This is a genomic window from Kitasatospora sp. NPDC088391 (genome assembly GCF_044753345.1).
GTDB lineage: Bacteria > Actinomycetota > Actinomycetes > Streptomycetales > Streptomycetaceae > Kitasatospora.
In genome coordinates this window covers 597784-611594 of sequence record NZ_JBIVNB010000003.1, presented here as the reverse complement: position 1 = coordinate 611594, position 13811 = coordinate 597784, and the positions used below count along the sequence as shown (strand labels likewise).

The 13811-nt window shown below is 75.5% G+C and carries 16 protein-coding genes; 4 read left to right on the top strand and 12 right to left on the bottom strand.

Annotated elements, in window-relative coordinates; all coding sequences use genetic code 11:
• Nucleotides 1–49 precede the first annotated feature (49 nt).
• The gene (locus ACIQBJ_RS11465) at nt 50–415 is read left to right on the top strand and encodes a YybH family protein (protein ID WP_400707358.1); all 366 of its coding nucleotides are present in this window, start codon (nt 50–52) and stop codon (nt 413–415) included.
• Nucleotides 416–492: 77 nt separating this feature from the next.
• Here the strand turns inward: ACIQBJ_RS11465 and ACIQBJ_RS11460 are convergent, their stop codons facing one another.
• The 3 genes from ACIQBJ_RS11460 to ACIQBJ_RS11450 all read right to left on the bottom strand — a co-directional run bounded on the left by ACIQBJ_RS11460 (nt 493) and on the right by ACIQBJ_RS11450 (nt 2596).
• Nucleotides 493–1425 (bottom strand): GlxA family transcriptional regulator, encoded by a 933-nt coding sequence (locus ACIQBJ_RS11460; RefSeq protein WP_400707355.1) that lies wholly within the window; start codon nt 1423–1425, stop codon nt 493–495.
• Nucleotides 1426–1499: 74 nt separating this feature from the next.
• Nucleotides 1500–2027: a GNAT family N-acetyltransferase gene (locus tag ACIQBJ_RS11455; RefSeq protein ID WP_400707352.1), complete on the bottom strand. Its 528-nt coding sequence runs from the start codon at nt 2025–2027 to the stop codon at nt 1500–1502.
• Nucleotides 2024–2596: a helix-turn-helix domain-containing protein gene (locus tag ACIQBJ_RS11450; protein WP_400707349.1), complete on the bottom strand. Its 573-nt coding sequence runs from the start codon at nt 2594–2596 to the stop codon at nt 2024–2026. The genes ACIQBJ_RS11455 and ACIQBJ_RS11450 overlap by 4 nt, the downstream gene beginning before the upstream one ends.
• Nucleotides 2597–2700: 104 nt before the next feature.
• Here ACIQBJ_RS11450 and ACIQBJ_RS11445 point away from each other — a divergent pair, with 104 nt between their 5' ends.
• Nucleotides 2701–3483 carry an SURF1 family protein gene (locus ACIQBJ_RS11445; protein WP_400707346.1) on the top strand — a complete coding sequence of 261 codons (783 nt, stop codon included), beginning with the start codon at nt 2701–2703 and terminating at the stop codon, nt 3481–3483.
• A gap of 7 nt (nt 3484–3490) precedes the next feature.
• Here ACIQBJ_RS11445 and ACIQBJ_RS11440 read toward each other — a convergent pair whose 3' ends face one another.
• Together ACIQBJ_RS11440 and ACIQBJ_RS11435 are read right to left on the bottom strand one after the other, a co-directional pair.
• Nucleotides 3491–4078: a hypothetical protein gene (locus ACIQBJ_RS11440; protein ID WP_400707343.1), complete on the bottom strand. Its 588-nt coding sequence runs from the start codon at nt 4076–4078 to the stop codon at nt 3491–3493.
• Between the two features lie 31 nt (nt 4079–4109).
• Nucleotides 4110–5933, bottom strand: a complete 1824-nt coding sequence (locus tag ACIQBJ_RS11435; RefSeq protein WP_400707340.1) for a S9 family peptidase — start codon at nt 5931–5933, stop codon at nt 4110–4112.
• 141 nt (nt 5934–6074) lie between these two features.
• Here ACIQBJ_RS11435 and ACIQBJ_RS11430 point away from each other — a divergent pair, with 141 nt between their 5' ends.
• Nucleotides 6075–6668, top strand: coding sequence for a hypothetical protein (locus ACIQBJ_RS11430; RefSeq protein ID WP_400707337.1), 594 nt, complete (start codon nt 6075–6077; stop codon nt 6666–6668).
• A gap of 17 nt (nt 6669–6685) precedes the next feature.
• Here ACIQBJ_RS11430 and ACIQBJ_RS11425 read toward each other — a convergent pair whose 3' ends face one another.
• On the bottom strand, nt 6686–7504 hold the full coding sequence (locus ACIQBJ_RS11425) for a helix-turn-helix transcriptional regulator (RefSeq protein ID WP_400707334.1): 819 nt from the start codon (nt 7502–7504) through the stop codon (nt 6686–6688).
• A 140-nt stretch (nt 7505–7644) separates the two neighbouring features.
• Between ACIQBJ_RS11425 and ACIQBJ_RS11420 the strand changes: the two genes are divergently transcribed.
• Nucleotides 7645–8403: an SDR family oxidoreductase gene (locus ACIQBJ_RS11420; protein WP_400707331.1), complete on the top strand. Its 759-nt coding sequence runs from the start codon at nt 7645–7647 to the stop codon at nt 8401–8403.
• Nucleotides 8404–8454: 51 nt separating this feature from the next.
• On the opposite strand, the gene ACIQBJ_RS11415 is transcribed toward ACIQBJ_RS11420, so the two are convergent.
• The 6 genes from ACIQBJ_RS11415 to ACIQBJ_RS11390 all read right to left on the bottom strand — a co-directional run bounded on the left by ACIQBJ_RS11415 (nt 8455) and on the right by ACIQBJ_RS11390 (nt 13735).
• Nucleotides 8455–9498, bottom strand: a complete 1044-nt coding sequence (locus ACIQBJ_RS11415; RefSeq protein ID WP_400707328.1) for a hypothetical protein — start codon at nt 9496–9498, stop codon at nt 8455–8457.
• Nucleotides 9491–10018, bottom strand: coding sequence for a SigE family RNA polymerase sigma factor (locus tag ACIQBJ_RS11410; protein WP_400708129.1), 528 nt, complete (start codon nt 10016–10018; stop codon nt 9491–9493). Before ACIQBJ_RS11410 ends, ACIQBJ_RS11415 begins: the two co-directional genes overlap by 8 nt.
• A 257-nt stretch (nt 10019–10275) precedes the next feature.
• Nucleotides 10276–11556: an aspartate kinase gene (locus ACIQBJ_RS11405; protein WP_400707325.1), complete on the bottom strand. Its 1281-nt coding sequence runs from the start codon at nt 11554–11556 to the stop codon at nt 10276–10278.
• Between the two features lie 301 nt (nt 11557–11857).
• Nucleotides 11858–12520 (bottom strand): DUF5063 domain-containing protein, encoded by a 663-nt coding sequence (locus tag ACIQBJ_RS11400; RefSeq protein ID WP_400707322.1) that lies wholly within the window; start codon nt 12518–12520, stop codon nt 11858–11860.
• The gene (gene recR / locus ACIQBJ_RS11395; RefSeq protein WP_400708127.1) at nt 12513–13112 is read right to left on the bottom strand and encodes a recombination mediator RecR; all 600 of its coding nucleotides are present in this window, start codon (nt 13110–13112) and stop codon (nt 12513–12515) included. Before recR ends, ACIQBJ_RS11400 begins: the two co-directional genes overlap by 8 nt.
• A gap of 305 nt (nt 13113–13417) precedes the next feature.
• Nucleotides 13418–13735: a YbaB/EbfC family nucleoid-associated protein gene (locus ACIQBJ_RS11390; RefSeq protein ID WP_400708125.1), complete on the bottom strand. Its 318-nt coding sequence runs from the start codon at nt 13733–13735 to the stop codon at nt 13418–13420.
• Between the last annotated feature and the right edge of the window lie 76 nt (nt 13736–13811).

Below are 13811 nucleotides of genomic sequence, written 5' to 3'. Positions count from 1 at the left end.
CGGCGGAAGACTGGAGGAACAGGAAGCGACCGGGACCACGGAGGCTGGAATGAGCGAGTACGAGAAGGCGATGGCGCCGGAGGACCTGACCCGGCTGTTCGTGGAGCGCTCCAACGCGGGCGACGCCGCCGGGGTGGCCGCCCTCTACGAGGAGCACGCCGTGATGGCCTACCCGCCCGGGCAGTTCACCGTCGGGCGGGCCGCGATCCAGGCGCTCTGGGAGCGGGTGCTGGCGCACCGCCCGCAGTTCGCCCCCGAGCCGCCGCTGCCCACGCTCGCCGCCGACGGCATCGCGCTGACCTCCACCCCGCCGAAGGACGGCACCGGCGCCCGGGCCCAGGTCGTCCGGCAGCAGCCCGACGGCAGTTGGCTGCGGCTGCTCGACCAGCCGGAGTTCCAGCAGCCGCAGAGCTGACGGCGGCGGGACCGTGACGGGCCGACGGCCGTGACGGTCCGTCAGCGGGTGCGGCGGCGGGTGCGGCGGCGGGTGCGTCAGCGGGTGCGGCGGCGGTAGTCGGCCGGGGTGGTGGCGAGGGCCCTGGCGAAGGCCCGGCGCATCGCCTCGGCCGAGCCGTAGCCGCAGGAGCGGGCGATCTGCTCGACGCCGTCGCGGGAGTCCTCCAGTCGGCGGCGGGCCGCCTCCAGGCGGGCGCTCGCCACGTAGCGGCCGGGGGTGACGCCGACGTCCGCCGTGAACACCCGGGCGAACTGCCGGGGCGAGAGGGCCGCCCGGCGGGCCAGCGCCTCCACCGAGAGGTCGTCCTCCGGGTGCTCGGTGATCCAGCGCTGCACCTCGCGCAGCCGGTCCCGCTCGGCCAGCTGGGCCGACAACTGGGTGGAGAACTGGGCCTGCCCGCCCGGGCGGCGCAGGAACACCACCAGGGTGCGGGCGATCGCGAGCGCCGCCTCCCGACCGAGGTCCTGCTCGACCAGGGCCAGCGACAGGTCGATGCCCGCCGTCACCCCCGCCGAGGAGAAGAACCGCCCGTCCCGGACCCAGATCGGCTCCGGGTCGACCGTCAGCTCCGGGTGGCGGGCGGCCAGTGCCGCGGCGTGGCGCCAGTGCGTGGTCACCCGGCGGCCCGCCAGCAGGCCCGCCTCGGCGAGCAGGAAGGTGCCGGTGCAGACCGACACCACCCGCTCGGCGCCCGCCGCCAACTCGGCCAGCCGGGGCGGCAGTTCCGTGCCCGGTCGGCGCGCGCCGCTGCCGCCGGGCACCACCAGGGTGTGCACCGGCCCGGCCGCCGCGAGGTCCCCGTCCGGCAGCATCCGCAGGCCGCTGGACGCCCGGACCGGTGCCCCGCCGGGCGAGGCGGTGGTCACGGTGTACGCCGGGCCGCCGCCGCTGAACACCTCCAGCGGGCCGGTGACGTCGAGGCTCTGCACGCCGTCGAACAGGGCGATCAGGACGCTGCGGGTCTGCATCCTCCCAGGATGGCGGGGCCGGAAGGTGGCAGCAAGGACACGGACCCCACCTTTCCTGCCATGCCCGCCGGTACTCAGGGGCGCAGTTGCTTGTAGTAGTGGGCGGTGTCGGCGAGCACCCCGTCCGGGGTGGCGGCGTGGCCCGGGACGGTGCCGAACGGGGTCCAACCCGCCGTCCGGTACAGGTGCTCGGCGGGGCTGCCGGCCTGGGTGTCGAGCAGCAGCAGGGTGAGGCCCGCCGCGCGGGCGGCGTCCTCGGCGTGCGTCAGCAGGCGGCGGCCCAGGCCCGCGCCGCGGGCGTCCCGGTGCACCAGCAGCTTCACCAGCTCGGCCCGGTGCCGGCCGTTCGGCTTCGACTCGCGGACCAGCGCGACCGTCCCCAGCACGCGGCCGGCGCCGTCCCGGGCGACCCAGAGCAGGCGGCTGCCGTCCGCGACCGACGGGCGCAGCGAGGCCCACCAGGCGGCGGCCTCCTGCCGGGTGGCAGCCGCCAGGAAGCCGACCGAGGCGCCGTCGGCGACGGCGTCCAGCAGCAGGGCGGCGAGGCCGTCGCGGTGGGCGTCCAGGCCGTCGGCGGAGAGCAGGCGCAGGTCGGTGCTCACGGCAGCACCACCGCGACCAGGTAGCGGACCGGCTCCGGCCCGGGGCAGTGGAACTCGGAGCCGCCGTACAGCCGGAAGCGCAGGCAGTCCCCCGGCGCGAGGTCGTGCGGGCCGTCGTCGAGGGTCAGCCGCAGAGCGCCCTCCAGCACCCACAGGTGCTGCTCCAGCCCGGGGACGGGCGGCCCGTCGTACGCCACGGTGGCCCCCGGGAGGAGAGTGCCCTCGACCAGTTCGGCGCGCAGGCCCGGGTGCGGCGGCGAGACCGAGCGCCGGGAGAACCCCGCCTCCCGGTCCTGCCAGACCGGCTGCTCGGCCGCCCGGAGCAGGCCCGGCGGCTCGGCCTCCACCTCGGCCAGCAGCCGGGACATCGTCCGGCCGTACGCCGCGCACAGGCGGCCCAACTGGGCGGCGGTGGGGCTCAGTTCGGCGCGCTCCAGGCGGGAGAGGGTGGAGCGGCTGACGGCGCTGCGGGCGGCGAGGTCGTCGAGCGACCAGCCGCGGTCGGCGCGCAGCGCGGCGAGGCGGGCGGCGAGGCGGTGGTCGGCGTCGCCGGAAGGATCGGTTCTCACATCAGGGACACTATCCCATGTGTGGGACGGGTAGGGAGAGAGGCCGCCGCCGGGGCGCCCACCCGGCGGGAATCGCGGGTGTGAAGTGTGGTTACCGTGGGGGGGTGTACCGGTTCCTGTTCAGCCCGCGGTGGCTCGTCGGCACGGTCGTCGCGGTGGCGGCGATCGTGGTCTGCCTGATGCTCGGGACGTGGCAGTTGGGGCGGTTCGAGTCGCGGGTGTCGACGCACCAGGAGAACGGGAAGGCCGCGGCGGGGGCCGCGCAGGCCGAGGTGCGGCCGTTCGCGGCGGTGCTGCCGGACGGCGCGGCGAAGGTCGGGACGGACACGGTGGGCAGCCCCGTGCGGGTGACCGGCTCGTACGACGGGGCGCACCAGCTGCTGGTGCCGGGCCGGACGGTGGAGGGGCGGCAGGGGTACTACGTGCTGACGCCGCTGCTGACCGACGGGGGCCGGGCGGTGGCCGTGGTGCGCGGCTGGGCGGCGGGCCGGCCCGGGACGGCGCCCGAGGTGCCGGGCGGGCAGGTGAGCGTGACGGGCCGGCTGCAGGCGCCGGAGAACAGCGGCAGCGGCGGCGCGGTCGCGGGCGGCCTGCCGGCCGGGCAGCTGGGGACGATCAACCCGGCGACGCTGGTGAACGTGCTGCCGTACCCGGTGTACGACGGCTGGGTGGCGGCGGACGACGTCCCGGCGGGGCTGACGGCGGTGCCGACGGTGCAGCCACAGGGCGGGGACGGGCTGAGCCTGCGGGCGTTCCAGAACCTGGGCTACACGCTGGAGTGGTTCGTCTTCGCCGGGTTCGTGGTGTTCATGTGGTTCCGGCTGGTGCGCCGCGAGGCGGAGGCCGCCCAGGACCGGGCCCTCGGACTGGACCCGGCCCTGGACTGACGCCCCGTCAGCGCTTGCTCGGGCTGGGCAGCGGCTTCGCCGAGGGCCCGGCCGAGGGCTTCCCGCCCGGGGTGCTCGGGGCACTCGGGGTGCCGCAGGGCACCGGCGGGGCGGCCGGGGCGGCGGACCCGCCCGCCGTCGGGGCGGCGGTGCCGGTGACCGGCGGCGCGCCCGGCGTGGGGCAGGAGTCGAAGGAGCCGAACGAACCGGGCGCGGGCGACGGGTTGCCGCAGTCGTCGACGTAGTCGTCGGTGCGGGTGGAGCCGCTGGTGCGGTGGTGGTAGTGGTGCACCACCGTGGTGCCGCCGGTGTAGTGCGGGGTGGTCCCCGAGCTGTTCGAGCCGCCGGACGTGGACTTGGACTTGCTGCCGGAGCCGCTGGAACTGCCGGAGCCGCTGGAGCCCTTGGAACTGCGGCCGCTGCTGCTACTGCTGCCGCCGCTCTTGCTCTTGGCGAGCACCGTCAGCCCGGTGTCGGAGTTGGGCGCGCCGGCGGCCTGCACGCAGCCGTGCCGGTCGCGGTCGGAGGAGCAGCCCGCGGCGGTCAGCAGTACGACGCAGACCGCGGCGGCGGCCAGCACGGCGCGCCCACCCATCAGTTCTTCCCCTCGTCGGCCGGCCGACCGGTCATCGGACGGTCCCGGGCGCCAGGTGGCGCCGGACGAAGTCGATCTCCAGCCGGAGCTGCTTGATCCGCTCGTCGACGACGAGCGAACCGTGCCCGGCATCGTAGCGGTAGACCTCGTGGGCCTTGCCCAGCTCCTCCAGCCGGTGGACGTAGTTGTCGATCTGCCGGATCGGGCAGCGCGGGTCGTTGACGCCGGCCGAGATGTAGACCGGGGCCTTGACCTGCTCGACGTACGTCAGCGGGGAGGAGGCCCGCCAGCGGTCGGGGACCTCCTCGGGGGTGCCGCCGAACAGCGTGCGGTCCAGGGACTTCAGCGCCTCCATCTCGTCGGCGTAGGCGGTCAGGTAGTCGGCGACCGGGACGGCGGCCAGGCCGAGCGTCCAGTGGTCGGGCTGGGTGCCGAGGCCGAGCAGGGTGAGGTAGCCGCCCCAGGAACCGCCGGAGAGGACCAGCCGCTCCGGGTCGGCGAGGCCGCTCTCCACCGCCCAGGCGCGGACCGCGCCGATGTCCTCCAGCTCGATCAGGCCGACCCGCTCGGTGAGGGCGTCGGTCCACGCCTGCCCGTAGCCGGTGGAGCCGCGGTAGTTGACCCGGACGACGGCGAAGCCGTGGTCGAGCCAGGCGGCCGGCCCGGCGGCGAAGGAGTCGCTGTCGTGGTGGGTCGGGCCGCCGTGCACCTCGAAGACGGTGGGGTGCGGGCCGTCCCCGGCCGGGCGCTGGACCAGCGCGTGCACCCGGCCGCCGGGGCCCTCCACCCAGACGTCCTCGACCGGGACCGAGCCGGGCGGGACCGGGCCGGGGGCGCGCAGCACGACCGCGCCGGAGGTGGAGCGGACCGCGGACGGCTCGGCGGCCGAGGACCAGAGGAACTCGACGGTGCCGTCGGGGCGGGCGGTGGCGCCGGAGACGGTGCCGCGCGGGGTGTCCAGCCGGGTCAGCGCGCCGCTGCCGAGGTCGTAGGAGAACAGCTCCGAGCGGGCCTCGTACTCGTGCTCGATCAACAGCGCCCGGGCGTCCGGCCGCCACTGCGCGGACAGGTCGCCGGGGAACTCCCGGCCCTGCTCGTCGCGGAGGCCGAGTTCGGTCTCGGCGCCGGTGGCGACGTCCCAGAGCATCGGCTCCCAGCGGCCGCGGCGCTGGTGCGCGACCAGCAGCCGGGTGTCGCCGGGGGCGGGGGCGAAGCCCAGGCAGGCGACGCCGCGCGGCTCGGCGCGGCCGGTGACCTCGTCCAGTTCGGCGACGGTGGCGCCGTCCGCCAGGCGCAGCACCCGGATCGCCGAGTGCATCGCGTCGCCGTGCTCGGTGTGGTCGACGGCCAGCAGGGCGCTGTCGTGCGAGAGGTCGCCGACGCCGCCGTACTCGGCGTGCTGGTAGACCACCTCGGGCTCGGCCGCGCCGGGGCGGAGCAGGTGGAGGGTGGTGCCCTCGTCGTCGGTGGAGGTGCCGACCACCACGGTGCCGTCGCGGCCGAGCGCCAGGCCGGCCGAGTAGGCGGCGGGGACGCCCGGGGCGGCCTCCAGGTCGGGGCCGCCCGCGAAGGGCTGGCGGCGCCAGACGCCGAACTCGTCGCCGTCGGTGTCGTCGAACCACCAGATCCACTCGCCGTCGGGGGCGAGTTCGGCGTCGGTGGTGCCGCTCCGGCGGTCGGTGACCCGGCGGTGCTCGTCGGTGGCCCGGTCCCACGCGTACACCTCGTAGGTGCCGGTGGCGTTGGACACGTACAGCGCCCGGTCAGGTGCCTCGTCCGCCCATTCGGGCAGCGAGACCCGCGCCGCCCGGAACCGCTGCTCCCACGCCGGAACGACGTTCGTCTGCTCGTTCATGCACCCATCCAACCCGATACCGGGAGTGATCGGAACGGGGACGCCGAATGGTCGGGACACGCAGCGGATGCGGTGCGGCTCCTGACGGTCTATCAACGGGAAAGGTACATATACGGACAGAACGACCCGGAGGAGTCCGCCGTGCCCGTCCCCGCCCCCGTTCCCGCGCCCCCGTTCGACCTGCTGGACCCGCACCGCCTCGCCCGCGAACTGGGCCTGGTCGAGGAGATCGAGCAGTACCTGGCGGGCCTGCCCGCCCCCGCACCGGCCCCGGCCCCGGAGCGCTCGGAGCGCCCCGGGCACCCGGCCGCGCCCGGGAAGCCCGCCCGGCACGGCTCGGTGCGGCAGCCCTGGAACCACGGCCACCCGCTGCCCGGCCGCTCGCTGCTGGACCGGCTGGTCCGCCGCCCGGCCCGGCCGGTGGAGATCAGCGTCGCCGGGCACCTGGAGCTGACCTCCCGCTACCTGGCCGAGGCGGGCTGGACCCAGGGCGCGCTCTGGGACGGCGCCGGCCGGGTCTGCCTGCTGGGCGCGCAGACCGCCGTCCTCGCGCACGGCTACGGCACCGCCTACACCGTCCGCCGGGCCCGCGCCCAGGTGATGGAGGTGCTGCACGCCACCGGCCGGCCCGTGCCGTCCCCGGACGTCTGGAACGACCGCCCCGGGCGGCGGCAGGCCGAGGTGCACGCCCTGCTGGACAGCGCCCGCGGCCGGGCCCGCTCGCTCGGCATCTGAGCGCCGCCGGCCCGGCCTCAGCCCCGGACGGGCGCGGCCAGTCGGGCGACCCGTTCGGCCGTCGCCGACCCCGGCTCGGCGGTGTAGACGACCAGGCACAGCCCCGGCTCGCCGGGCGGGGCCAGGGTCTCGTAGCCGAAGTCGAGTTCACCGGCCAGCGGGTGCCACAGCAGCTTGCGGCCGTGCGACTTCTCGCGCACCCCGTGCCGGGCCCACAGCTCGGCGAACAGCGGGCTGCCGGCCGTGAGTTCGGCGATCAGCGCGGCCAGCGCCCGGTCCCCCGGGTACCGGCCCGCGGCCACCCGCAGGAAGGCGACGGTGTCGGCCGCGACCTGCCCGAACTCCGGGTACAGGTCCCGGCCCGCCCCGGTCAGGAAGACCTGCCGGGCGGTGTTGCGCGCCGCGGGCGGCAGCGCCGAGAACCCCAGCACGGCGTCGCCCGGGGCGTTCCAGGCCAGCACGTCCATGCACCGGCCCAGCACGAACGCGGGCGAGCCCAGCGCGTCCAGCACCAGCCGCAGCCCCGGGCGGACCTCCTCCGGCCCCGGCCGGGGCGCCTCCCGCGGCGGCCGGGCCAGCGCGTGCAGGTGGCCCCGCTCGACGCCGTCCAGCCGCAGCACCCGGGCCACCGCGTCCAGCACCTCGGCCGACACCCCGTCGCCCCGGCCCTGCTCCAGCCGGACGTAGTAGTCGACGCTCACCCCGGCCAGCTGCGCGACCTCCTCCCGGCGCAGCCCCGGCACCCGGCGGCGCCGGCCGTGCTCGGGCAGGCCCAGCTCGGACGGCCGGACCGCGGCCCGGCGCTGCCGCAGGAACTCCCCCAGTGCTGCACTCATGGGCCGACCCTACGGCGGCCGCGAGGGTGGGACCGGCGGACCCAGGAAAAGTTCAGCCCTGGGCGGGACCACGGGCGCGGACCAGACTCGTCGGTGCGCACCGGCGCGCAAACCCGGAGAACGGAACAGGAGCACCACCCATGCGGTACGACACCCTGAACACCCGAACCGCCGTCGTCACCGGGGCCGCCAGCGGCATCGGCGAGGCCACCGCCCGCCGGCTCGCCGCCGACGGGGCCCGGGTCGCCCTGCTGGCCCGGCGCGCCGACCGGCTGGCCGCCCTCGCCGCCGAACTCGGCCCGAACGCCCTGCCGGTGGCCGCCGACGTCACCGACCAGGACTCCGTGGACGCCGCCCGGGAGCGGGTCGCCGCGGCGTTCGGGCCGGTCGACCTGGTGGTCAACGCGGCCGGGGTGATGCTGCCGAACCCGGTCGACGACGGCCGGATCGACGAGTGGACCCGGATGCTCGACACCAACGTCACCGGCGTGCTGCGGGTGATCCGCGCCTTCGGCCCCGACCTGGTCGCGGCCGCCGCGGCCGGCGCCACCGCCGACCTGGTCACCGTCTCCTCGATCGGCGCGCACGTGGTCTTCCCCGGCTACGCGGTGTACGGCGCCACCAAGGCCGCCCTCACCCAGCTCGCGGCCGGGCTGCGCACCGAGTACGGCCCGCGCGGCGTCCGGGTCACCAACATCGAGCCCGGCCTGACCGACACCGAACTCGGCTCGCACATCGACAACCCGGCGCTCGGCCCGGACGGCCAGCTCGGCGCGATGTTCGACGCCATCGGCCCGCTCGCCCCCGCCGACGTCGCCGACCTGGTCGGCTACGCCGCCAGCCGCCCCCGCCACGTCAACCTGCGCCACCTGGTGGTGCTCCCGACCCGGCAGGCCTGAGGACCCGGCAGGACCGAGGGCCCGCCAGGCCTGAGGACCCGTCAGTCTCCGTCAGGCGCCCTGGGTCGGGCTCGGGGCCGCACCCGCCGGGACGGGGGCCGGCTCCGGGCCGGTGAAGTAGACGGTGCCGCCGCAGTCGGACGGCAGCGCGGTGGTGGCGGCCGGGGCGGTGGCCCGGTCGGGCACGTAACCGAGGACCGGGCCGGTCGGCGGGGTCGGGCCGGGCGTCGGGCCGGGCGTCGGGGTGCCGGTCGGGCTGGGGTCGGCCGCGACGGCCGTCAGCGGCTGCGCCGGGCCCGGGTCGGCGGCGGGCGCGGCGAGGGAGGCCGCGGCCGGCACGGGCTGGGTGCTGCTCGGCCCGCTGGGCGTCGTCGTGGGGTCGCCGCAGCGGGTCGGCACCCAGGCGAAGCGCACCAGGTAGGCGCTGCCGGGGCCGAGCAGCAGCCCGGACGGCAGGGCGGCCGGGTCGGCCAGTGAACCGGCCGGGTCGCCGACGGTGTGCGCGAGCAGTTGGACGCCGGTGGCGGCGCCCGCGAGGTCGAGCCGCCCCGGGCCCTGGACCCGGCAGGCGCGGGCGGTGGTGTTGGTCAGCTGGAACCAGCCGTAGACCCGGCCCGCCGGATCGGCCACCGCCTGCTGGGCCGCGGCCCGGCCGAGGTCGGCGGGCTCGCAGGCCGGCACCGCGGCGGCCGTGCCGGGGCCGGGCTCGGTGGAGGTGCTCGCCGCGGGGCTCGCGCCGCCGCCCGGGCCGATCACGGGTTCGCCGGTGCCGGAGTGCGGGTGGGCGCTGCGGCCGCCGGCGGAGGGGGTGGGGCCGGGCGGCGGCGCGGGCACGGCCGGGCCGCCCGCCGGGTCGCCGGACAGGTCGAACGGCCCGGTGGCGTTCACCACCGGCAGCACCGCGACGGCGGCGGCCAGCACCGCGGCACCGCCCAGCGCCCGCCGCCGGGCGGCCCGGCGGCGCGGCACGGCGGTGCGCAGCCGGGGCAGCGCGCCGGGCCCGGGCTCGACGGCGGCGACGGCGCGGTGCAGACGGGCGCGGAGCTGGTCCTCGGTCAGTCCGGCCCCGGGGTCGGGGCGGTGGGGTTCACTCATCGCCGGTCTCCAGCCGCACCCGGAGGGCGGCGAGTCCGCGCGAGCCGTACGCCTTGACGGAGCCGACGGAGATGCCGAGCACCTCGGCGACCTGGGCCTCCGTCAGGTCGGCGTAGTAGCGCAGCACCAGCACCTCCCGCTGACGGCGTTGCAACCCCCGGAGCGCGGCCTTCAGTGCGTCGCGCTCCAGCGCATCGTAGGCCCCTTCTTCTGCACTGGCCATGTCAGGCATCGGCTTGGGCAGCAGCCGCAGGCCGAGCAGGCGGCGGCGGAGCGTGGACCTGGACAGGTTGACCACGGTCTGCCGCAGGTAGGCGAGGGTCTTCTCCGGGTCACGGACCCGGCGCCGGGCGGCGTGCACCCGGATGAAAGCCTCCTGCACGACGTCCTCGCACGAGGACAGGTCGTCGAGCAGCAGGGCGGCGAGCCGCAGCAGTGAACGGTAGTGGGCCCGGTAGGTGTCGGTGAGCTGGTCGACGCTGGCCCCGGTCGCGTCCGCTGCCGCCGCAGCAAAGCCCATCCGACTACCGGCCCGCCGGGCCGCCCCGGGCAGGGTGAACGCCACCGCCGCCCCCGTCACGTTCCTCACGCTGGTTGGACACACGAACCCCTGTCCTGGTTGCCCCCGCCGGAGGACGTTCTCCGACGGATTCGACGGAGAGGAAATCCCCCTCCGGAGCACACCCGCTCCGAAGGGGGATTCTGGCAGACCCGGCGGACGGGCCGGGTCCGCTTCACCCGTCCCGCACACAACCGTCGCGCTGTGCGGACCCCGGCTCAGCGGCCGGTGCCGCCGTAGACGATCGCCTCGTCGCCCGTGCTGTCCAGGCCGAACGCGGAGTGCACGGCGCGGACGGCCTCCGGCACGTCCTCCGCACGGGTGACCACCGAGATCCGGATCTCCGAGGTGGAGATCAGCTCGATGTTGACGCCCGCCTCGGACAGCGCCTCGAAGAAGGTCGCGGTGACGCCCGGGTTGGACCGCATGCCCGCGCCGACCAGCGAGATCTTGCCGATCGCGTCGTCGAAGCGCAGCGACTCGTAGCCGATGCCCTCCTTGACCCGGTTCAGCGCGTCGATCGCCTTCTGGCCCTCGTTGGTGGGCAGCGTGAAGGAGATGTCGGTCAGGCCGGTGGCTGCGGCCGACACGTTCTGCACGACCATGTCGATGTTGACCTCGGCATCCGCGATCGCGCGGAAGATCCGGGCCGCCTCGCCCGGCTTGTCGGGCACGCCGACGACGGTGACCTTGGCCTCCGACGTGTCGTGGGCGACTCCGGAGATGATGGCCTGCTCCATCTCGCCCCCTTCGGGCTGGTTCGGGTTGGTGCCGCTGACGATCGTCCCCGGGAGACCGGAGAACGACGATCGTACGTGAATCGGGATGTTGTAGCGCCGCGCGTACTCCACACAGCGGTCGAGCAGCACCTTCGAGCCGGACGAGGCCAGCTCCAGCATGTCCTCGAAGGCGATCCAGTCGATCTTGCGGGCCTTCTTGACCACCCGCGGGTCGGCGGTGAACACGCCGTCCACGTCGGTGTAGATCTCGCAGACCTCGGCGCCCAGCGCGGCCGCCAGCGCCACCGCGGTGGTGTCCGAGCCGCCGCGGCCCAGCGTGGTGATGTCCTTGGAGACCTGCGACACGCCCTGGAACCCGGCCACGATCGCGATGTTGCCCTCGTCCAGGGCGTTGCGGATCCGACCCGGCGTCACGTCGATGATGCGGGCCTTGTTGTGGGTCGCGTCGGTGATCACGCCGGCCTGGCTGCCGGTGAACGACTGGGCGTCGAAGCCCAGCGTCCGGATCGCCATCGCCAGCAGGGCCATCGAGATGCGCTCGCCGGCCGTCAGCAGCATGTCGAACTCGCGGCCGGACGGAATGGGCGTCACCTGCTCCGCGAGCTCGATGAGTTCGTCCGTGGTGTCGCCCATCGCGGAGACCACGACGACGACCTCGTGACCGGCCTTCCTGGTGTCCACGATGCGGCGGGCGACGCGCTTGATGCCTTCGGCATCCGCGACGGACGAGCCGCCGTACTTCTGCACGACAAGGCCCACGGGGGCTCCTCGACTCGGGGTGGTAGGTCGCGGCCAGTCTAACGAGCGGGGGTGGCCCGTCCGACGCCTTTCACATGGTGAGATGCGCATATCGAACTCCGGTCACCGCCGACCGGCAGGTCTGCGGGCCCCGACCGCCCGCCCCGAAGAATCGCCGCCCGCGCCCCGGCCACCGTCCCGGATTCTTCACCGCGCCGCCCCGGGTGACTGTTGCGTCACACCGGGGCGGGCGGTCGTGCGAGGGGGCGGGCCGGTGGTCGTGCGGGCGCGCGGTCGCGGTCGTGCGGGGGGGCGTGCTCGGCTACAGGCCGAGTTCGGCGGCCATCAGGTCGCCGGCCTGCTGCTCCAACTGCTCATCCGTCAGCCCGTCGTCGTCGGTGTCCGCGCCGTCCGGCACCGCGCCCAGCGGCGAGTCCAGCCGCACGTGCGCGATCAGCGACTGCAGCGCGCGCAGCACCGCCGTGCAGGTCGAGCCCCAGTTGGACAGGTACGAGAACTGCCACCACCACAGCGCCTCGGAGACCCGGCCCTCGCGGTAGTGCGTCAGGCCGTGGCTCAACTCGCTGACCACGCCCGCCAGGTCGTCCGAGATCCGGAACGCGCTCGGCTTCTCCGGCGGCCCGTACGGGTCGAAGACCTCGTGGTAGACGTCGATCGGCGCCAGCAGTTCGGCGAGCCGCTCGCGCAGCTCCACCCCGTCCGGCTCCGGGCCGGCGTCCGGCTCGAAGCGGTCCTCCGGCAGCACGTCCTCGATCGCGCCCAGCCGGCCGCCCGCCAGCAGCAGCTGCGACACCTCCAGCAGCAGCAAGGAGATCGCGCTGCCCGGCTCGTCGCCCTTGGCCACCTCGGTGACCGCGAGCACGAAGCTCTCCACCGAGTCCGCGATCTGCACCGCGAAGTCGTCCGGGGCGTCGGTCCGGCCCAGCGGACCCGGCAGTTCAGAGGTGTCGGTACGGTCAGACATCGAGCAGTCGTCTCCCTTCGAACGCCCGGCCGAGGGTGACCTCGTCGGCGTACTCCAAGTCCCCGCCGACGGGCAGTCCGCTCGCCAGCCGGGTGACCTTCAGACCCATCGGCTTGCACAGCCGGGCCAGGTAGGTCGCGGTCGCCTCCCCCTCCAGATTGGGGTCGGTGGCCAGAATCAGCTCGGTGACCGTGCCGTCCGCGAGCCGCGTCATCAGCTCGCGGATGCGCAGGTCGTCCGGGCCGACGCCCTCGATCGGGCTGATCGCCCCGCCCAGCACGTGGTAGCGGCCGCGGAACTCGCGCGTCCGCTCGATCGCCACCACGTCCTTGGGCTCCTCCACCACGCAGACGACCGAGAGGTCGCGCCGCGGGTCCAGGCAGACCCGGCACTGCTCGGCCTCCGCGACGTTGCCGCAGACCGCGCAGAACCGGACCTTCTCCTTCACCTGCTGCAGCGCGTGCGCCAGCCGCCGGACGTCCACCGGATCGGCCTGCAGGATGTGGAAGGCGATCCGCTGGGCGCTCTTCGGACCGACCCCGGGCAGCCTGCCCAGCTCGTCGATCAGGTCCTGCACCACGCCCTCGTACACCCGCCACGCCTTCCCTCGACCGGGGACCGCACCCAGGTGCCCGTCCTCCGGTGCCATCATCCAACGAATCGGGCGTCGGACACACCGCCCGACGCCCTACTCGCGCATAAATCACACAACCCGTGCTCCGGGAGCTTCCGCTTCCGGCCGGGCGTTGAACGGCCTCGGCCGCTCTCGGCCGTCCTTGGCCGTCCTCCGCCGTTCTCCGCCGTTCTCCGCCGTCCGTGGCCCTCTTCGGCCTGTCGGCCGGGTTCAGGCCACCCGCCGGGTGCGGGCCGACGGCTGGATGCGGGCCGGTGCCCGGGTCAGAACGGCAGGCCGGGGATGCCGCCGCCGCCACCCAGGCCCTGGGTCAGCGGGCCCATCCGCTCCGCCTGGAGCTTCTGCGCGGCCGCGTTCGCGTCCCGCACCGCCGCCACCACCAGGTCGGCCAGGGTCTCGGTGTCCTCCGGGTCGACCGCCGACGGGGAGATGACCAGCGAGACCAGCTCGCCCGCACCCGTCACCGTCGCCTCGACCAGGCCGCTGCCCGCGGACCCGGACACGTGCGTCTCGGCCAGCTCCTTCTGAGCCCGGCCGAGCTCCTCCTGCATCTTCTGCGCCTGCTTCAGCAGCTGCTGCATGTTGGGCTGGCCACCAGGGAACACGGAACTCTCCTCGATCCTTCGCCACTCACGCGCCGGTCCGGACCGCCCCGGA